This is a genomic window from Spirillospora sp. NBC_01491 (assembly GCF_036227065.1).
Lineage (GTDB): Bacteria > Actinomycetota > Actinomycetes > Streptosporangiales > Streptosporangiaceae > Spirillospora > Spirillospora xylanilytica.
In genome coordinates, this window is the sequence record NZ_CP109432.1 from 5,414,851 (window position 1) to 5,433,851 (window position 19,001).

Annotated in this window: 18 protein-coding genes; 7 read left to right on the forward strand and 11 right to left on the reverse strand. The window is 71.7% G+C overall.

What is annotated here, in order from left to right:
• Positions 1 to 40 precede the first annotated feature (40 nt).
• Together OHA34_RS25295 and OHA34_RS25300 are read left to right on the forward strand one after the other, a co-directional pair.
• Positions 41 to 886: an LLM class flavin-dependent oxidoreductase gene (locus tag OHA34_RS25295; RefSeq protein WP_285939135.1), complete on the forward strand. Its 846-nt coding sequence runs from the start codon at positions 41 to 43 to the stop codon at positions 884 to 886.
• A 92-nt stretch (positions 887 to 978) separates the two neighbouring features.
• Positions 979 to 1,488: a DUF3995 domain-containing protein gene (locus tag OHA34_RS25300; RefSeq protein WP_329522445.1), complete on the forward strand. Its 510-nt coding sequence runs from the start codon at positions 979 to 981 to the stop codon at positions 1,486 to 1,488.
• Between the two features lie 179 nt (positions 1,489 to 1,667).
• Here the strand turns inward: OHA34_RS25300 and OHA34_RS25305 are convergent, their stop codons facing one another.
• The 3 genes from OHA34_RS25305 to OHA34_RS25315 all read right to left on the reverse strand — a co-directional run bounded on the left by OHA34_RS25305 (position 1,668) and on the right by OHA34_RS25315 (position 4,309).
• Positions 1,668 to 1,964 carry a glyoxalase/bleomycin resistance/dioxygenase family protein gene (locus OHA34_RS25305; RefSeq protein WP_329519108.1) on the reverse strand — a complete coding sequence of 99 codons (297 nt, stop codon included), beginning with the start codon at positions 1,962 to 1,964 and terminating at the stop codon, positions 1,668 to 1,670.
• Between the two features lie 199 nt (positions 1,965 to 2,163).
• A complete protein-coding gene (locus tag OHA34_RS25310; protein WP_329519109.1) occupies positions 2,164 to 3,840 on the reverse strand; it encodes a multicopper oxidase family protein in 1,677 nt (558 codons plus the stop codon).
• The gene (locus tag OHA34_RS25315; protein WP_329519110.1) at positions 3,833 to 4,309 is read right to left on the reverse strand and encodes a hypothetical protein; all 477 of its coding nucleotides are present in this window, start codon (positions 4,307 to 4,309) and stop codon (positions 3,833 to 3,835) included. Before OHA34_RS25315 ends, OHA34_RS25310 begins: the two co-directional genes overlap by 8 nt.
• Positions 4,310 to 4,448: 139 nt before the next feature.
• Between OHA34_RS25315 and OHA34_RS25320 the strand changes: the two genes are divergently transcribed.
• Positions 4,449 to 5,348, forward strand: coding sequence for a LysR substrate-binding domain-containing protein (locus OHA34_RS25320; protein ID WP_285939129.1), 900 nt, complete (start codon positions 4,449 to 4,451; stop codon positions 5,346 to 5,348).
• A gap of 85 nt (positions 5,349 to 5,433) precedes the next feature.
• Here OHA34_RS25320 and OHA34_RS25325 read toward each other — a convergent pair whose 3' ends face one another.
• Both OHA34_RS25325 and OHA34_RS25330 read right to left on the reverse strand, forming a co-directional pair.
• On the reverse strand, positions 5,434 to 5,628 hold the full coding sequence (locus OHA34_RS25325) for a DUF397 domain-containing protein (protein WP_329519111.1): 195 nt from the start codon (positions 5,626 to 5,628) through the stop codon (positions 5,434 to 5,436).
• A complete protein-coding gene (locus OHA34_RS25330; RefSeq protein WP_329519112.1) occupies positions 5,625 to 6,443 on the reverse strand; it encodes a DUF5753 domain-containing protein in 819 nt (272 codons plus the stop codon). Before OHA34_RS25330 ends, OHA34_RS25325 begins: the two co-directional genes overlap by 4 nt.
• 136 nt (positions 6,444 to 6,579) lie before the next feature.
• Between OHA34_RS25330 and OHA34_RS25335 the strand changes: the two genes are divergently transcribed.
• The gene (locus OHA34_RS25335; protein ID WP_329519113.1) at positions 6,580 to 6,993 is read left to right on the forward strand and encodes an ATP-binding protein; all 414 of its coding nucleotides are present in this window, start codon (positions 6,580 to 6,582) and stop codon (positions 6,991 to 6,993) included.
• Positions 6,994 to 7,098: 105 nt separating this feature from the next.
• Complete coding sequence (locus tag OHA34_RS25340) at positions 7,099 to 8,367, forward strand: YncE family protein (protein WP_329519114.1); 1,269 nt, start codon at positions 7,099 to 7,101, stop codon at positions 8,365 to 8,367.
• A gap of 54 nt (positions 8,368 to 8,421) precedes the next feature.
• Here OHA34_RS25340 and OHA34_RS25345 read toward each other — a convergent pair whose 3' ends face one another.
• The 5 genes from OHA34_RS25345 to OHA34_RS25365 all read right to left on the reverse strand — a co-directional run bounded on the left by OHA34_RS25345 (position 8,422) and on the right by OHA34_RS25365 (position 13,840).
• Positions 8,422 to 9,246: an acyl-CoA thioesterase gene (locus tag OHA34_RS25345; protein WP_329519115.1), complete on the reverse strand. Its 825-nt coding sequence runs from the start codon at positions 9,244 to 9,246 to the stop codon at positions 8,422 to 8,424.
• 118 nt (positions 9,247 to 9,364) lie between these two features.
• Positions 9,365 to 10,576 carry a L,D-transpeptidase gene (locus tag OHA34_RS25350; RefSeq protein WP_329519116.1) on the reverse strand — a complete coding sequence of 404 codons (1,212 nt, stop codon included), beginning with the start codon at positions 10,574 to 10,576 and terminating at the stop codon, positions 9,365 to 9,367.
• A gap of 269 nt (positions 10,577 to 10,845) precedes the next feature.
• Entirely contained in the window at positions 10,846 to 11,946 is a 1,101-nt protein-coding gene (menC, locus tag OHA34_RS25355) for an o-succinylbenzoate synthase (protein ID WP_285939120.1), read from the reverse strand.
• Complete coding sequence (locus OHA34_RS25360; RefSeq protein ID WP_329519117.1) at positions 11,943 to 12,728, reverse strand: GNAT family N-acetyltransferase; 786 nt, start codon at positions 12,726 to 12,728, stop codon at positions 11,943 to 11,945. Before OHA34_RS25360 ends, menC begins: the two co-directional genes overlap by 4 nt.
• The gene (locus OHA34_RS25365; RefSeq protein ID WP_285939118.1) at positions 12,725 to 13,840 is read right to left on the reverse strand and encodes a M20 family metallopeptidase; all 1,116 of its coding nucleotides are present in this window, start codon (positions 13,838 to 13,840) and stop codon (positions 12,725 to 12,727) included. The genes OHA34_RS25360 and OHA34_RS25365 overlap by 4 nt, the downstream gene beginning before the upstream one ends.
• Before the next feature lie 211 nt (positions 13,841 to 14,051).
• Between OHA34_RS25365 and OHA34_RS25370 the strand changes: the two genes are divergently transcribed.
• Together OHA34_RS25370 and OHA34_RS25375 are read left to right on the forward strand one after the other, a co-directional pair.
• A complete protein-coding gene (locus OHA34_RS25370) occupies positions 14,052 to 14,918 on the forward strand; it encodes a hypothetical protein (RefSeq protein ID WP_329519118.1) in 867 nt (288 codons plus the stop codon).
• 64 nt (positions 14,919 to 14,982) lie between these two features.
• Entirely contained in the window at positions 14,983 to 18,327 is a 3,345-nt protein-coding gene (locus OHA34_RS25375; protein WP_285939114.1) for a DUF4132 domain-containing protein, read from the forward strand.
• Between the two features lie 12 nt (positions 18,328 to 18,339).
• Here the strand turns inward: OHA34_RS25375 and OHA34_RS25380 are convergent, their stop codons facing one another.
• A complete protein-coding gene (locus OHA34_RS25380; RefSeq protein ID WP_329519119.1) occupies positions 18,340 to 18,954 on the reverse strand; it encodes a hypothetical protein in 615 nt (204 codons plus the stop codon).
• Between the last annotated feature and the right edge of the window lie 47 nt (positions 18,955 to 19,001).

Genomic DNA, 19,001 nt, shown 5'->3' on the forward strand with positions numbered 1-19,001 from the left:
GGCACGTCCTTACACGCCGCTGCCCTTTTCGGAGGCACCCATGAACATCGGTCTCGGCCTGCCCGTCACCGACCCCGACACCCTGCTCGACTGGGCCCGCCGCGCCGACGCCGGCCCGTTCAGCACCCTCGGCCTGCTCGACCGGCTCGTCTACGGCAACCCCGAACCGCTCGTCGCGCTCGCCGCCATCGCCGGAGCCACCACCCGGATCCGGATCCAGACCGAGGTACTCCTCGCCCCGCTGCGCACGACCGCCCTGCTGGCCAAGCAGGTCGCCACCCTCGACCGGCTCTCCGGCGGGCGCCTGGTCCTCGGGCTCGGCGTCGGCGGACGGGCGGACGACCACGCCGCGGCCGGCACCGATCTCCGCACCCGGGGACGCTACCTGGACGCGCAGATGCCCGTCCTGCGCCGCGTCTGGGCGGGCGAGCCGTTCAGCGAGGAGGCCGGGCCCATCGGTCCCGCTCCGGCCCGTCCCGGTGGCCCCGAGATCCTCTTCGGCGCTTTCCAGCCCGCCGCGCTCGAGCGCGTGGCCCGCTGGGGCGACGGCTTCCTGTGCGCGGCCCCGCCGAGCTGGGCGGGCGGCCTGATCGACCACGTCCACCGCACCTGGAAGGACCACGGCCGCACCGGCGCCCCCCGCATCGTCGCCCAGGTCAACGCGGCCCTCGGCCCGCAGCACGTCATCGACGAGGCCCGCACCGCGATGGCCGCGTACTACGGCTTCACCGACCAGGCCCGGCACATGGTCGCCGGAATGCTCACCACCCCCGCCCAGATCCGCGACGCCATCGCCCGGTTCGAGGACATGGGCTCTGACGAGGTCGTCCTCTACTGCCACGGCAACGACCCCGACCAGATCACCCGCTTCGCCGAAGCCCTCTAACCCGCACAACGCCGCGCGTACCCCGCCCCCCGGGTACGCGCGGTCCGATGATCTTGTTGGCTTTGAACGACCGCAGTGGCATGCTTCCCGCCATGTACGGGGACCCGCGGGACAGGACGACGCCGGGGTGGTGGGGGCGTATCGCGTGTGCTTGGGCGGTCGCTTTCGCTGCGCTTCATTTCTACTGGGCGCTGGGCGGCAGCCGGGGCCTCAGCGTCTCGGCGGGCCCCCTGGCAGAGGAACGCCCAGCGTGGTTCGTGGCGGTGGGCTTGTGGGGCGTGGGCTTGCTATGCCTTGTCGGCGCCGTGCTGGGATGGCTCCTCGCCCGGCCGCTGCTTCGTGGCCTGGCAGGACGGATGGCCAAGGCGCTGGGCTGGTGTGTCGGCGCTGTGCTGCTCATGCGCGGCATCGTCGTCGAGGTGCTGCTGCTGACCGACACTGCGGGCCAGGGGATGGACATAAGCCCGGAACAGCGGCTGTGGACGCTGCTGCTGTGGAATCCCTGGTTCCTGGTCGGTGGGCTTGTCTTCGCTTTGGCCGCACGGGGGTCTGGAAGAGCAAAGAGCCCGAGCAGCCGCGCCGCCACGGGCACCCCGTCTTAGACGGTGCGCCGGTCCCCGCGAGCGGTGTCGGTCGGCGCGGCGTTACCGCCGTCAGATGCGGCGTCGGTGATGCCGGCCTACTCGACGAGCCGATCGGCGAGCGCCGACGCGAGGGCCCGCCAGTCGGGATCGCCGATCATGCGAGTACTCCCGTAAGAGCGGCGGGCGCTCTGGTCTCGTCAGTCCACGTGCAGCTCGACCGTGCGGCCGTCGGGATCGCGCAGCAGGTGCCGTCCCGGGGCGAGTGCCGGACCTGCCGAACGGCCACCGAGAGCGAAGCCCAGTCGCATCGCCCCGGTGTGCCGTTCGGCGGTCGCGGGATAGAGTTCGAACACCGTCCCGTCGGGCAGGACGGCGGCGAAGTGCTCGGGCCCGTCACCGTGCCGCTCGGGCGTGAAGCCCAACCCCAGATCCTGATAGAAGCGCCGGCACTCCTCCAGCCTCGGGGTGTAGATCACCATGAGCGTCAGCCGCACGGAACCGCCTGCCTTTCGAGGTACTACGCCTTGATGAGATCGAGTTGCCGCACTGCGAGTAGAGGTCGACGCCCCCCAGAAGTCGGTGATCCGGCCGTCGGCGAAGCGGGCGATGAAGCTCTCGTTGATCTTGTCTCCGGCGGCGATCAGATCCTCGACGCCACGTGGATGCCGGGAGGGGTGTTCCCGGACGGGAGCGTCAGACGACCTCAAGGTTGGCCATCATTCCCATGTCCTCGTGTTCGGCGTTGTGGCAGTGGAAGAGGTAGCGACCGCGGTAGCCGTCGAAACGGGTGATGATCTCCGCCGATTCGCCGGGCCGCAGTGAGACGGTGTCTTTGAGGCCCGCGTCGTGGGGCAGCGGTGGCCGGCCGCCGCGCGAGAGCACCCGGAAGCCGACCAGATGCAGGTGGACGGGATGGTGCACGTCGGCCACCAGCCGCCACACCTCGACATCGCCGAGAGGGACGGTGACGTCGGTGCGGGCGGGGTCGAACGGCCTCCCGTCGATCAGCCATCCGTGACCGCCGTGCATCCGCCCGGCGCGGAAGGAGAGCTCCCGCACCCTGGCGGCGTCCGACCGCCGCCAGGCCGGCAGGTCCCTGGAGAGGACGCGCGGGACGCGGCTCTCGTCGGTGGCCTCGCGTGCGACGCGGAAGGCCATCACGTCGCGGGTGCGCCCTGAGCCCAGCCGGTTGACGACCCTGACGCGGCCGCCGACCGGGACGCCTGCGAAGTCGATGACCACGTCGTAGCGTTCGGCGGGCGCGATCGGCAGGAGCCGGTGGGCGACCGGCGCGGCGAGCAGTCCCTGGTCGGCGCCGACCTGGACGAGGTCGAGCCGGCGCCCGTTGTCGGTGACCGCTTCGAGTTCGTAGTGCCGGGCGTTCGAGGCGTTCAGGACGCGCAGCCGGTACCGGGCCGCGTCCACCTCGTGCACGGGCCACGGGGCGCCGTTGACCAGGATCACGTCACCGAGGACTCCGGCGAGATAGGCGTCGCGGACGCCCGGACGCCCTCGCAGGGTGGGGTCGAGGGCGGGATAGTCCAGGGCTCCGGCGGCGGTGAACACACGGTCCGCGATCATGAGGGGCAGTTCGCGCCGTCCCGCGGGCAGGCCGAGCGAGTCCTCGGCGTCGTCGCGCACGATGTGCATCCCGGCGAGCCCCCGCCAGATCGCGGGGGCGGTGAAGTCCATCCGGTGGTCGTGGTACCAGAGCAGCGCCGGCCGCTGGTCCAGCGGGAACGTGTAGTCCCGCGTCAGCCTGGTCACCACCGCCCGCGGATCGCGCATGCCCTGCATACCGCTCGCGCCGTGCCCGCTCATGCCGTGCCCGCTCATGCCGTGCCCGCTCATGCCGTGCCCGGCCCGGCCGGTGCGGGCGGGGTCCGGCCACCCCTCGGGCAGGACGAGGTCGGTCGGGTACCCGTCGGCGCTTGCCGGGGTGTGTCCGCCGTGCAGGTGCACGACGGTCGGCACGGGCAGCTCGTTGTGGTGCCTCACGGTGACCGGTCTGCCCCGGCGCGACTCGATCGTGGGCCCCGGGAAGGTGCCACCGTACGTCCACATCGGCGTCCTGACACCGGGCAGGATCTCCACGGCCGCCTCGCGCTGGGTGATCTCGTAGCGGTCGATACCGCCCGAGGTGCTGATCGGCGCCAGCGCGGAGGGAAGCGGCAGCGGCACCTGGAACGCCGGTGGCAGCGGCGCTGCGCTGCGCAGTTCGTCACCGGTGAACGGCGGGTGGCGGGCCAGCGCCGCCGCGGTCGACAGCCCGGTGGCCGCCGTCAGCCCGAGCGCCCCGCCGATGCCCAGCACCTTGCGCCTGGTCGCTCCCCGAGCGCGACCGGGTCGGTCGTCGTCCCGCTCACTCATCGTCATCCCCCTGCTGCTCCGTCACGGTCTGCGCGCGCTCGCGCGGGGGGCGCGGCCGGAGTGGACGGCGCCACACGGCGATGAACACCACGACGAGCGCGACGATGGTGATCACGCCGAGCGGCAGGTGCAGCCACAGCGCGCCTTCCATCCCGGCGAAGTACTGCACCGTCTCGGCTGCGACCACGGCCGACGTGGCGAGGAACGGCCAGACCTGACGCAGCCGGACCCAGACCACGATCGCCGCGATCAGCTGCAGGTAGCCGACGGAGGTGGTGATGTTGGCGCCGGCCAGGTGCCAGCGCAGGCCGTCGTAGTCGCCGCTCAGGAACACGCCGGCGAACACCGGCTGGCCGAAGATCGCGACCAGGTGCGCGCTGACGACCGCCCGCAGTACCCGCCCGGCGAGCCTCGTCCGATGCGAGGAGACCGGTGCGGCCGGGCGGAACCTGTCGACTGTGGTGGCCATGGGCGTCCTCCTCACTCTTCTCGATTCGGGATCGCCCACGACACTATGATCACTGAGTTATCTTGTCTAAGATCAATATCGCTATGCGGTTATGCACCTAAGGACATGACTCCGGTCCCGCCCCAACGAGAAGAGGGCCATGGATCTGAACACGCTCAGGCAGTTCCTGGTGGTGGCGCGGCTGGAACACCTCAGCCGCGCGGCGGACGAGCTTCACGTCGCCCAGCCGTCATTGAGCCGCACCATCGGCCGGTTGGAGAACGAACTCGGCACCCCGCTGTTCGACCGGTCCGGCCGGCTCCGGCTGAACGACACGGGCAAGCTCTTCCGCGGCTACGTCGAACGCTCCCTCGGCGAACTCGACGCGGGACGGCGAGCCGTCGCCGAGGTCACCAGCGAGGGCGTGGGCACCGTGAGACTGGCGTCGGAGACGTTCCTTACGCTCACCGGGCCGCTGGCGGCCTACAAGCGGGCCCACTCCACCATCGAGGTCGAACTCCACTGGACGCCGGCCGAGGACATGGCCCGCCGCCTGCGGGCCCAGGACGTGGACCTGTGCGTCGCCTCGCAGCCGGTCCACGCCGAGGGCCTGGAGTCGGTCGAGTTGTTCGACGAGGCGGTGTGGGTGGTCACGCCGCTCGATCATCCGCTGGCCGGCCGTACCTCGGTGACCATCGACGAGATCGCCGATCAGCCCTTCGTCACCGCGGGCAAGGGGCACTGGCAACGCCGCCTCCTCGACCGGCTCTTCGCCGCCAGGGGCCTCACCCCGAAGATCGTCTGTGAGGGCGACGAGCCCAGCGCCATCGCCGACCTGATCAGCGCGGGCCTCGGCATCGGACTCGTCCCCGCCATCGCGCGGCGCACCGCCACCCGCGCCCCTGGGGCCTGGATCGCCGTCGACGACCCCGGCTGCCGCCGCACCCTCACCCTGTTCTGGGCCGCCGACAGCCACCTGTCGATCGCCGCCCGGCTGATGCGCACCACGATCACCGGCTGGAACTGGGCCACCGGCGAACCACCCGAAGGACGCGGATAACCGTCAGACCCCGGGCCGATGTCTCCGAACCGGGCCCCCGCCGGCGTGCGTGAGCCCCGGCGCACGGCCGGGGCTCATCGGTGTTTCAGCGGTCGAGCTCGCCGCGCTTCATGCGGGCCAGGAGCTCGGTGAACGTGCCGGGGGTGAGGGTGAGGTGCCCGGCGTCGGGGGCCTTGCTATCGCGGAGGGCGACCCTGGTGGCGAGTTGGGCGACTTCAACGCACTCCTGGCCGCCCGAACCGCCGCCGCCACTGTGGCTGGACTTGCGCCAAGTGATCATGCAAACCGCTCCATCGCTCGTTCGATGAGATCTTGTGAGGAGTTCCACGGTAGTGCGCATGCGCCGATTCGGTCCCAACGTAGCGTGAAGTCGCGAATCTCCTTAGTGCCCTGTATCAACCTGCCGCCGCCCGGGGCTTCGACGAATGCGAGTTCCTGTCTGTCCAAGGTCAGGGTGTTGAAGGAGCCGTCCAGGCCGAGGTGGAAGCCTGCGGACTGCGGGACGATCCGAATGGTCACGTTCGGCAGTTCCGTGGCCTCGCGCAGGCGGGCGAGCTGTCCGTACATGGCGAGCGATCCCCCGATGGGACGGTAGAGCACGCTCTCGTCGATCAAGCCCCAGACGAGCGGCGGGTTGCTCTTGGTGAGGACGTCCTGGCGACGCATCCGGTTCTCCACCGCCGCTTCGACGTCGTCGACCAGTCCTGAGGACGTGAGCAGGGCGCGGGCGTACTCCGGCGTCTGGAACAGTCCGGGCATCAGGGAGAGCCGGTACGACCTGATCACCAGTGCCTTGGTCTCGTGCTTGGCGTATTCGGTGAACCAGTCGGGATCGTGCGCGGTACGGGCATAGCGAACGAGCCTGGCAAAATGCCCGTTGAGATTCAGGTACGCGTCGAGCAGCGCGGCGTGATCTTCGTTCATGTTCCAGCCGTCGCGCGCGTGCTCGATGTTCGACACGGTATGCCGACTGCACTCCATTACCTGGCCCAGTTGGGCCAGGGAGAATTCCCCTCCCTCGCGATAGAAGCGCAGGTCAGAGGCGATCCAGTGCTTGAACGACGTGTCCGGCGTGAGTGATTCGATGGGGGGCATGCGGCACGCTCCGGTGTGTCGGATGTGTAATCGACACGCGACAAATTAGCTGGCCGAGACCACCCTTGTCCCGAGAATAAGAGGATGAAGGGTGGAGGGAATGAGAGTCAAATCCGCCAATTCTGGCGAAATAGATATGACCTGTCTTGCCGCTCGTACGGCGTCCGGGCAGGTTCGGAGCCTGATCGAATATCGGCTGGCGGAATGGGGTCTCTCGGGGCTCTTGGACGATCTCCGGCTGGTCGCCGGGGAATTGGTCGCCAATGCCGTCCAGTGTGCGCCGGACGGGGAGATCCGGGTCAGGCTCGCGCGGGAGTCCGCGTCGGTGCTGCTCTGCGTCTGGGACTCCTCTGACGCCATGCCGGTGGCCGGGCCCGTCGTCGAGCTGTGCCTGGACGACATCGCACCCGACCCCGAGGCGCTCGATCCCGGGCACGACGACGGCACGGGCGGGTGGGGGCTTCCGATCGTCCAGGCGCTCTCGTCCGAGTGCGGGGTGCGGCCGACGCCTCCGCAAGGCAAGTGGGTGTGGGCGCGGGTCGGGCCGTGAAGGCGATTGGGCCTTGTGGGGACGGGCCGTCCTCATTACTCTCCAGTAGCTAAACCCGAAGAACTTTCGGGTTATCGGCATGGCTCGACGGAAGGCAGCGCGGCGATGGCATCGTCCAGGACCAGGCGGACGCGACGGACGTTCGGGTTGCGGGCCCTCGGCAGCGGCGCCGCGGCGTGCGCGATGGCCGTTGCCGGCGCCGGAGCGGCGGGTGCGGATCCCGCCCTGCGCGAGGTCATGTTCGTCGGCAACAACTGGGAGGGCACCGCCGACGTCATCGAGTCCCGCGGCGACCTCGCCAGGATCGGCCGTCTCAACGTCATCCCGGACAAGGACGAGCGCCTCAAGGAGATCTACGCGAACCCGGTCAAGCTCGTCTACTACCTCGGCGTCCGGGAGACCGCCGGCGAGGGGCACGACCAGTACGTCGACGACATGTACTCCACACCCGACGGGTCGGCCGTGGTCGCCTCCCGGCCGAGTTTCGCCGACGTGGTCTCGATCGACGTGACCACCGGGAAGATCAACTGGCGGTTCCCCGTCTCGGGCTTCCGCGCCGACCACATGGCGGTCTCGCCGGACGGCGCCCGGGTCGCGGTGTCGGCCTCGACGTCCAACACCGTCCACGTCCTCGACATCGCGACCGGCGCGCAGGCCGGGTCGTTCAAGACCGGCGACAAGCCGCACGAGAACGTGTTCACCGGCGGCGGCAAGTACCTCTGGAACATGTCGATCGGCGAGGTCAACAACCAGTTCGACGCCCCGTGGATGGACTTCGGGAAGGGCGACCGCCGCATCACCGTCGTCGACACGGCCACGTTCAAGCAGGTCAAGGTCATCGATATGCGCCAGCGGCTGGACGCGTTCGGGCAGCGGGGCCTCTCGGACTCCGTCCGGCCGGTCGCGTTCACGCCGGACGAGTCCACGCTGTACTTCCAGGTCTCGTTCTTCAACGGGTTCCTGGAGTACGACGTCGGCACCGACAAGATCACCCGGATGAAGACGCTGCCGAAGAACCCCAAGACCAGCGACGACCGCACCACCTGGGTGAACGACTCCCGGCACCACGGCCTGTCGATGAGCCCGAAGGGCGACAAGCTGTGCATCGCCGGGACGATGGACGACTACGCGACCGTCGTCGACCGCGCGTCCCTCAAGGAGGCGCCGCTGGTGCCCGCCGTCAAGCCGTACTGGGCGACCGTCAGCGGTGACGGCAAGTCGTGCGTCATCTCCGAGAGCGGTGCCGACCAGGTCACCGCGATCGACTTCGCGACGGGGAAGAAGGTCGCGTCGGTGGCGGTCGGCGACCACCCGCAGCGCGTCCGGCTGGGCCACGTTCCGGCGCGCTGGACCACCCCTGCGCAGGTGCCGTAACGGAGCGGGCGGCCGGGCGTCACTCGCCGGGCTCCGCGCCGGGGGTGTGGCCCGTCAGGCATCCGCCGGGCGCAGCAGGACCTCCTGCGCCACCGAGGCGACGAGCGCGCCGTCGAGTGTGTGCAGGTGGCCGCGGGCCAGGCCGCGGGCGCCGTGGTTGATGACCGGGTCGACGGAGTACAGCAGCCACGCGTCGACCCGGGCGGGCCGGTGGAACCACACGGTGTGGTCGAGGCTGACCGCGGTGCCCAGCGTGATCCGCGAATCGGGCGCGATCGCGCTGCTCACCACGGCCATGTCGGTGAGATAGGCGATGAGCGAGGCGTGCAGCGCCGGGTCGTCGCCGACCGGCTCGGACAGCCGGATCCAGAACGGGTGCCGCACCGGGAACGCGGTGGGCTCGGACGGGTTCACCAGCCGGATGTCGAAGCCGCCGGGATACCGGAAGAAGGACGGCAGCGCCGACCGCTCCAGCCGGTCCGGCGGCGGCACGTCCGGCCGCGTCCCCGACTGCCAGGCGTGGCCGGGCTCGGGGTCGTGGAACGAGGCGATCAGCTCGAAGATCGGCTTGCCGCCCTGGGCGGCGGTGACGTGCCGGGTGGAGAACGTGCGGCCGTCCCGGGACCGGGCCACGTCCAGCCGGACCGGCTCGTCCGGACGTCCCGGCCGGATGAAGTAGGCGTGCATCGAGTGCGGCGGCCGTCCCGGATCGACCGTGCGGCACGCGGCTCGGAGGGCCTGCCCGGCGACCTGTCCGCCGAACGCGCGCATCTGGACCGTGTCGCCGGGACGGGCCGGTGCAACGGGGACGGTGAAGACGTCGTCGTCCAGCACGGTCAGATCGAGCAGCGCCGCCACGTCCGCTGCGGTCCCGGTCATGCGCTTCCTCCCGAATCCGATTCTGGCCCCGATCCTCTCAACCGCGCCGTCCGCCCGGAAGACCGGGTCGGACAGCGCGGGCGGACGGCACGGGCGGCGGGGTACGCGCGGGGGTGCGTCAGGCGTTCAGCGAGGCGGTGGTGACGGGCTTGCCGAGGACGCCGCCCTTGGTCCACTTCTCGAACGGCATCTGCCAGTAGCCCCAGCCGTTGGTCCATTCGAGGCTGCGCTTGGTGCCGGTGATGGTCACCATGTCGCCGCGGTAGGCCCAGCCGAAGAACCACTGGGCGTCGCCGGCGGGGGAGCGGACGCAGCCGTGGCTGCAGTTGCGGTCGCCGAGGCAGGTCGGGTCGTCCATGTTCTGGTGGATGTACTCGCCGCTGTTGGAGATGCGGGTGGCCCAGGGGACCTGCTCGTCGTACCAGCCGGCGTCGCCCTTCTTCTTGCCGGGCGGGCGCATCCGCTCCATCCTGCTGCGGTCCATGGTCAGGTGCACGCCGCTGGTGGTGAGCAGGTGGTCGACGCCGTCGGCCTGCCGGTCGCCGCCCTGGCCGAGGCTGACGCCCCAGTTGCGGACGGTCCGGCCGTTCTTCTTGACGACCAGCCGGTCGGTCTTGGCGTTGACGGTGATGGTGTGCGAGTCGCCGATGCGGAACTTGCGGGTGACGTCCTTGGCGCCGAACACGCTGTCGCCGATCTTCAGGCCGGCGTAGTGCACGGTCAGCGAGACCTGCTGGTGGGCCTTCCACGGATTCCGCGGCCGGAACACCGCCGACGGGAGCCCGTTGAACGACTCGCCCGCGCTGAGCCAGCGCCAGGCGCCCTCGGTGGGGGTGGTGGAGGAGATCTCGATGGCGCGCTCGACGCCCGGCCGCGCCTTGGCCGGGACCTCCTTGCTGAACTGCACGAAGACCGGCATCCCGGTGCCGACCGTCTCACCCTCGCTCGGCACCACGTTGGTGATCTTCGTGGCGGCGGTCTTCCGGACGGTCTGGAACGCGCTGGTGGCCGTCGTGCTCTTGCCCTTGGGGGACGCCGCCGTCGCCGACACCTGGTACTTCGCACCCGGGACGAGCGTCCAGGTGGACTGCCACCTGCTCTTGTCGGGGGAGAGCCGTCCGGGCACCTCGGCGCCCTTCATCTTCACCGACACCTGGCCGAGCGTGCCCCCCGCCGCCGTCACCGTCACGCCCGCGTCAGGGCGCGCGTCGCCGCTGCCGTCCGCCGGGCTGATGGTCAGCTTGGGGGAGCCGTCATCGCCGCCTTTGGTGGTCGCGCCCCCGCCGCCGTCGTCGCTGCAAGCCGCCGTCAATCCCAGGACCAGTGCCATGACCAAGGCCGTACGTCGCACCGTTCTCCCTCACCTGTCCGCCGAGCGCCACACGCGTCGGCTTAAAAGAACGCAAACGGGGCGATCTTGTTCCCGGCCGCTCCGGCGGATATTCCCCACACGCCCGGCAGCGGCCCGGGCAGAACCCGGCGTCCGATCCATGTGACGTCTGGGGGCCCTGAAAGGTTCGCGGTTGAGAGGTACGAAGTTGAATGAATTTTTGCCGCGCGCCGAAGCCCAGGTCAGAACCGGGCCGGGGCGGCGGGGACCTACAGCGGGATCCATTCGGTGGACGTGGTGAACTCGTCCAGCCGCGCCGCGACCGGCTCCACCCCGATGCCCGGACCGGACGGCACGTCGAGATGGCCGTCGTCCAGGACGAACGGCTCGGTGACGTCCTCGGCGTAGTAGCGCCGCGACGCGGAGGTGTCGCCCGGCAGGGTGAACCCGGGCAGCGCCGCGAGCGCCACGTTGGGCGCGCGGCCGATCCCGGTCTCCAGCATCCCGCCGCACCACACCGGCACGCCGTGCGCCCGGCACAGGTCGTGGATCCGGCGCGCCTCCAGGTAGCCGCCGACCCGGCCCGGCTTGATGTTGACGATCGACGCGGCGCCCAGCGAGATCGCGGCGGCGGCGTGCGCGGCGGACTCGATCGACTCGTCCAGGCAGACCGGCGTGCGGAGCAGCCGGGCGAGCCGCGCGTGCTGCACCAGGTCGTCCTCCGCCAGCGGCTGCTCGATCAGCAGCAGGTCGAAGTCGTCCAGCCGGGCCAGCAGCCGCGCGTCGGACAGCGTGAACGCGGCGTTCGCGTCGACCTGGAGCAGCACCCCGTCGCCGAACCGCTCGCGGACGGCGCGGACCGGCTCCACCTCCCAGCCCGGCTCGATCTTCAGCTTGATCCGGACGTAGCCCTCGCCGAGATAGCCCGCGACCGCGTCCAGCAGCTCGGGGATCGAGTCCATGATCCCGACCGACACCCCGCACGGCACCCGGTCGCGGGACGCGCCGAGGAACCGGGCGAGCGGCTCGCCGGCCGCGCGGAGCTGCGCGTCCAAGGCGGCGGTGCTGAGCGCGGCCTTGGCCATCCGGTGCCCCTTGAACGGTTCGAGCGCCCGCTCCACCGCGTGCGCGTCCGCGTCCCTCGGCAGCGCCGGGATCAGGAACCGGTGCAGCACGTCCGCCGCGCCGTCGGCGTACTCCGCGGAGTAGAGCGGCTCGTCCATCGCGACGCATTCGCCCCAGCCCTCGGCGTCCGGCGTCACCACCCGGATCAGCAGCACGTCGCGGGCGGTCTCGGTGCCGAACGAGGTGCGGAACGGCGCCACCAGCGGCAGCGTGATCCGGCGCAGCTCGATCCCGGTGATCCTCACGTGGTCCCCTCGGAGCGTTCGACGACGTAGCTGGTCCTGCGGTGGAACCCGGTGACCCGCGCGCCGTCGTCCAGCAGGCCGCCCAGCACGTCCCGGACGGCCGTCCGCCAGGCCCGCGCGGCCTCCGGGGCGGACCGGCGCAGCCCCTCGATGTCCTCCGGCACGGCGACCAGCAGGGTGGACGCGTCCGTCCCGCCGCGCACCGGCCACCCGTCCTTCTCGCCCAGCGCGGTCGCGGCGTCGTCCGGCACCGGCACCGGGACGTGCTCGCCCCGCGTGGCGGCCACCACCCGCGGGTCCGGCAGCGGCCAGACCGCCAGCACCCGGTCGGTCTCGTCGCCCGCGTTGATCGAGTCCTCGATCGTTCCGTAGAACGAGGGCAGGTACTCGCCGGGACGGGCACCCAGCTTCACCAGGTTGAAGTAGGCGTTCCGCCGGACCAGCGGATCGTAGGTCCAGGTGATCCGGCTCAGCCCCCGCGCCAGCGCCCACTCCCGCTGATGCAGCTTGAGCGCCAGCCCGACGCCGCGCCCGCCGACCGCCCCGGTGATGTGCGAATGCAGCGCGACGCCCGGCGGATCGGCCAGGAACGCCACCGAGAGGCCGACCATGCGGCCGTCCCCGCTGAACGCCCCGGCGACGTAGTTGCCGGCGTGCGCCAGGGCGCGCAGCATCTCGACCTGGATCGGCTCCGCCCCGGGCGCGGGACGCCAGATGTCGCCGATCAGCCGGTGGAGCGCCTCCAGCTCGTCCAGCTCACGCAGCTCACGGACCTCGGTCATCGCAGCACCCCCTCCACCAGCCCGGCGAGCAGCCGGGCGCGTCCGGGCATCTCGGCGGTGACCACATGCTCGTCGTCGGCATGCGCGCCGCCGCCCACCGCGCCGAGCCCGTCCAGCGTGGGGCAGCCGACGCCGGCGGTGAAGTTCCCGTCCGACGCCCCGCCCACGGCGACGCCGCGCGGCGGCTCCATCCCGAGGCCGGACGCGACGCGCCGCGCCAGCCCGTACAGCCCGGCGGACGACGCGGTCTCCAGCGGCGGCCGGTTGACCCCGCCGAGGACCTCCAGCCGTGCCCCCGGCGTCCGCGGGACGAGCCCGTGCATCAGCCCGTCCACCCGCTCCTGCGCCGCGCGGCTCGGCGCCCGCACGTCCACGTACATCGTCGCCATCGCCGGCACGGTGTTGCTCGTGGTGCCGGCCGTGAGCAGCGTCGGCGTCACGGTCGTCCCGTCCAGGCCCGCCGGCGCCGCCCCGGACGCCGCGGTCGTCAGGTCGCGGAGCGCGAGGATCTGCTCGGCCGCCTCGACCGCCGCGTTGACCCCCTTCTCCGGTTCCAGACCGGAATGCGCGGCCTTCCCATGCACCCGCACCTCGTACCAGGACACGCCCTTGCGGCCGGTCTTGAGCGCCCCGCCGTCCCCGGCCCCCTCCAGCACGAACGCGGCGGACAGGCCGCGCGCCGACTCCTCGACCAGCTTCTGCGAGGTCACCGACCCGACCTCCTCGTCACCGGTGACGAGGACGCACACCCCGTCCAGCCCCGGCAGGGACGCCAGCCCATGGAAGAGCTGCACCAGCCCGGCCTTCATGTCGAACACCCCGGGACCGCGCGCGATCCCGTCCACCAACGACCACGGATGCGTCTTCAGCGACCCCGGCGGCCACACCGTGTCGTGATGCCCCACCAGCAGGACCCGCGGCGTCCCGAACGTCCACCGCAGATGGGTCACGCCGTCCAGCAGGATCGTCTCGGGGGCCGCGCCCAGCAGCCGGGTGCCCTGGCGCGCGAGGACCCCGGCGCTGCGCGCCACCCCGGCGTGATCGGCCGAGAACGACTCGCAGGTCACGAGCTCTTCCAGATCGGCCAGCAGCGCGGGGAGATCGACGGACACAGATGAACCTTCCCATGACGTGCAACAGCGACACCACGGACAGAACGCCGCTCCACGTTTCCTTCCCAGCACCGGCCCCGCCATCGGCGTTTTGCGCAAATCAGACCGCACGCCGGTGTTGGGGATGAGACCCGCCTCCTCGCGCATGGCGGCGGCGCCCGACTACGTCTAGCGTTTCCAGTGAAACGCTGCGTAATGAACGGAGGTCGTGGTGAGCGCCATCGGAGACACCCCGTCAGAGCTCGACCGTCTGCTCGCCAAGGCCGGGTCGGACGGCCTGACCGGACCGGAGCACTACCGGGTGGCCGAGGCCCTCCTCAACCACCCCGCGAGCGGGGACGGCCTGGCCGCCGCCCAGGTCCACGCCACCCTCGCCGTCGCCTACGACTCCGTCCACCGTCCCGCCCACGCCCCGCCCAGCGAGGCGTTCCGCGACTTCGTCGCGCGGATCCAGCACGAGTGCAACGCGATCACCGGCATGTGGGAGCAGCTCGGCGACGCCGAGACGGCCGTCCGCGACGAGGCCGGGGAGCTCAGGCATTCCGACGCCGCCGTCCGCGCCCTCGTCGCCGACCGGACCGGCCGTCCCGTCCCCGACACCATGAGGACCCCGGACGCGGTCCGGATGCTCATCACCCGCCTCGACGCCCAGCGACCCCAGGAAGTCCCCGCCCCCGCCCCCAAGGCCCTCCCCGCCCCATCGCCCAGCGCATCCGCGCCGGCGAGCCCGCCCGCGACTCCCAGCAGGCCCACGACCGCAAGCCCGTCCGCGCCCGCCCCACGCCCGTCCGTGGCCGCCCCACGCCTGCCCGCCCCCGGGATGCGCCCGCCCGCGGGCGCGACGCGTCCGCCACGCCCGGCGGGCAAGTCCGCGGCGGCCGTCACCTGCCAGTCGTGCGGGGGACGCAAGAAGGAGGGCCACTACCTCTGCCGCGTCTGCTGGTTCATGCTCCCCGAACCGACCCGCACCCGCCTCGCCCGCCGCGACGCCCTCGCCTACCGGCGCCTCGCCGAACTCCACGACCAGCTCCGCCGCACCGTCCCCCTGACCGAGATCACCGTCCGAGAACCCATCTGACCCACCCCGCGCGCCGACGGGGGGCGCGGGATTCTGTCGGTGGGGGTGTCTAGGTTCGGGTGGCATGAGCGTGCAGTCACGACCCGAGCCGAGTCCCCTCCTGCCGGACGAGGACACCCTGGTGATCCCGGACGCGTGGTTCGGGCGGATCCATCCGCGGCGGGGCGACGGGCGGGTGCCGGTGCCCGCGATCGAGGTCGACGACGCCGCCGTCCGGGCGGTCCGGGGGCTGGTCGAGGGGGCGCTTCCCGCGATCGAGGAGGTGCTCGCGTCGTCCGATACCGCTCCGGAACTGGGCGCGCGGGTGCGGGCCCATCTGGACGGCGCGGACGACCCGGTGGGCGCGGCGGCGGTCGCTTACATCATCGTCGACCGGGGCCGGGTCCGCGGCGCCGTCAGCGCGGGGTTCGCCGATCACTGGATCTCGGCGCACGGGCTGGCCTTCGCGGCGCGCGCGTTCGCCGAACTCGGCGGGATGTACTTCAGCGAGGGCGGGCTCCGCTGGGACGGCGGGGCCGACGGCTCGTACGTCATCGGCTCCTACTGGTGGTCCGATGAGACGGTCACCCGCCGGTTCCGCACCTTCATGGCCGCCGCGTCCGACCGCGACCATCAGGAGGCCGTCGACGGCCTGGCCGCGCACCGGGGCACCCCGCTGCGCCGGCTGCTGGCCGGATACCTGGTGCCGACGCGGCTCGACTGGGTCGACGAGTGCTGCGCCGACACCACGTACTGGCGGGTCGAGGTCCTGCAACGGATGCTGCTCCGGTCCCTCGGCTCCCCAGGCCAGGCCCGCCTGGTCGGCCGCTCGGCGCACGTTCCCGAGGACGGCGCCCAGGACACCGCCGCCACGTTGGTCGCCGGAGTCGGACCGGACGCGCTGGGGATCCTCGTCCGATCCTTCATCTGGCCCGATGAACCGGAACACCGGGCGTCGCTCGACGCGATCGCCCAACTGCCCACCGACGAGGCGTTCCAGACCCTGGTCGACCAGATCGGCGACAAGGCCGCCCGGCCCGCGCTGCTCGCCGCTATGGCGCGCTTCCCCGTGCGGGCGGCGCGGCTGCTGGCTCCGATCGCGGCCGGTACGTCCACGACCTCGCTCGGCGTCGCCGAGCTGATCCGCGGACGGCTGCGGTCCGAGCCCGGGCTCGGCGCGGCTGTGCTGTCCGCTCTCCCGGCAGAGACCCGCAAGATCGTCGAGCCGCTGGCGGTCACGTCAGCGCGGTACGCGGAGGCGCCCGCGCACGAGCTGCCCCGGCTGCTGACCGAGCCGCCGTGGACGCGCGCGCGGGCGAAGCGCGCACCGGTCGTCATCGACGGTCTCCGCCCGCCCGCCGAACAGCTGATCGCCTGGGCGCCGGGCGAACGCGAGGGGAGGCTGCGTTTGGCCCAAGGGCTCGTGTGGACCGTCTCGGGGAAAACCCCGGAGGAGTGGGCCAAGCTGATCGCCGACTATGCGGACGGATGCGGCAACCCCTACCTGGAGAAGCACATCTTCGTCTCCGGGCCCGAGGACGCGGCCCGCCCGCTGGTCGCCGACTGGCACCCCAGGGAGACGACGTATGCCGCGATGGTGATGCCGGCCGTCACTGCCCGGTTCGAGGTCGACGCGCTGCCGTTCGCGCTGCGCGCCGCCATGTCCGCCCCGGCGCACCGTGCCGACCTGCTGCTGCCGTACCGCGACGCCGCGGTCGCCGCGCTCATGGCCGACTGGTTCGCCCGGCTCAGCGGCGCGCGGGAAAGCGCGCGGCGCTGGTTCCAGCGGCACGGCCTGGACGCGGTGCCGCTGCTGGTCCCGGCGGCGCTCGGCAAGGCGGGCGGGGAACGCCGCAACGCCGAGGGCGCACTGCGGCTGCTCGCCGCCGATCAGGGCGACGAGGCGGTCTGCGCGGCGGCGGGCGTCTACGGTGACGAGGCGGCACAGGCCGTGCGGACGATGCTGGCGATGGATCCGCTGGAGATCGTCCCCGCCCGCATTCCGAAACCCCCCGAGTGGGCCGACCTGGACGCTCTCCCGCAGATCCTGCTGCGCGGACGCGAGAGCGCCCTGCCCGCGTCCGCGGTCGGGCACCTGCTGACCATGCTGGCGATGTCGAAACCGGGGGAGGAGTACGCGGGGCTCGACGTGGTCCGCGACCTGTGCGATCCGGCGTCCCTCGCCGAGTTCTCCTGGGCGCTGTACCTGAGGTGGGAGGGGCGGGGCGCACCGTCCAAGGACGGCTGGGCGTTCTCCCAGCTCGGCGTCCTCGGCGACGACGGGACGGTGCGGCGCCTTTCCCCGGTGATCCGCGCCCTGCCCGGCGAGGGCGGGCACGTCAAGGCCGTGCGGGGGCTGGACGTGCTCGCGGCCATCGGCACCGACGTCGCGCTGACGCACCTGTACGGCATCGCGCAGAAGCTCAAGTACAAGGGCCTCAAGACCAAGGCGCAAGAGAAGATCTCCGCCCTCGCCGCCGCGCGCGGCCTGAGCGAGGAGCAGCTCGCCGACCGGGCCGTGCCCGACTTCGGACTCGACGCCGAGGGCGGCATGGCCTTCGACTACGGCCCGCGCCGCTTCCAGGTCGGTTTCGACGAGCAGCTCGTACCGCACGTGGTCACCGAGGACGGCAAGCGCCGCAAGAGCCTGCCCAAGCCCGCCGCCACCGACGACCCCGCGCTGGCGCCCACCGCCCACGCGGCGTTCGCCGGGCTGAAGAAGGACGTCAAGACCGTCGCGGTGGAGCAGATCCGGCGGCTGGAGGCGGCCATGACGGCCGGGCGGCGCTGGACGGCCGACGAGTTCACCGGCCTGTTCGTCGCCCACCCGCTGCTGTGGCACATCGTCCGCCGGCTGGTGTGGCTGGCCGAGCACGACGGCCGCGCCACCGCGTTCCGCATCGCCGAAGACCGGACGTTCGCCGACGCGGACGACGACGCGTTCTCCCTCCCCGAGGGGGCCCGGATCGGCGTCGCGCATCCGGTGCATCTGGGCGAGGCGCTCGGCGCGTGGTCCGAACTGTTCTCCGATTACGAGATCCTCCAGCCGTTCCCGCAGCTCGGCCGCACCGTGCACGCGCTCACCGAGAAGGAAGGCGCGAGCGCGCGCCTGGAACGGTTCGACGGGCTCACCATCCCGTACGGCAAGGCGAAGGGCATCTCGCAGTCCCGCTGGCATTCGGACCAGGACGGAGCGTGGATCGCGCGCGCCGACCCCGCCGGGCGGCACGTCGTGGCGAGGCTCAGTCCCGGAATCCGCTACTCCTACTACGAAGGCATCAGCGAAGAGCAGACCATCGAGGCGGTCTGGATCGCGTCCCACCCCACCCGCGAGCCCGACCCGCACGAGCCCCTGCGCTTCGACGACCTCGACCCGGTCACCGCCTCGGAGGTGATCGCCGACCTCGGCAGCCTGACCGGATCCCCGTAGCCCCGGCGGGGGTCAGCGGGCATTCGCAGCCGTGCTCAACACCCCTTCGTCGCTCGCCCGGATCCGCCGCCGGGCGAGCACCGCGGTAGCGAGTCCTGCTGCGGTGGCGCCGAGCAGGCCGAGCATGAGATCGCCGATGGTGTCGCGGTAGATCGTGACCGACTCAGGGGTGTTGAGGATGAAGATGCAGTATTCGGAGAACTCCCACAGGATCGCGCTGATGGCGCCGATCCCCGCGCAGGACAGGGCCAGCGCCCAAGGCGGCAGCGGGCTCCAGCGCTGAAGAGCGAGCCCGGCGGCGGCACTGAGCAGCGCCCAGTTCCCGAAATGGCAGGCGTCGTCGAACCAGCCGACGCCGTCGTACAGGTCGGCGGCATTCCCCGCGACGTCGACGAAGAAGGGAGCGGTCAACAGCAGGTCGATGTCCCAAGGAAAAGCACCCCGACGCCCCCGCAGCGCCCAGATCGACACGACCAGCATGACGGCCACCGGATAGGCGACCGCACGGACGCCCATCGCCTTGTCGGCGAAACGGTCCCAATGCGGAAAGATCAGGGCGAGCGCCAGAAGAGCGGCCAGAGCCGCCTTGAGGAAGAGCGCGAAGGGGCGCCAGCGCGAGGTCTCCATGTGAACAGGATGACCGGCCGCAGGCCAAGACCACATCAGCGAACGTA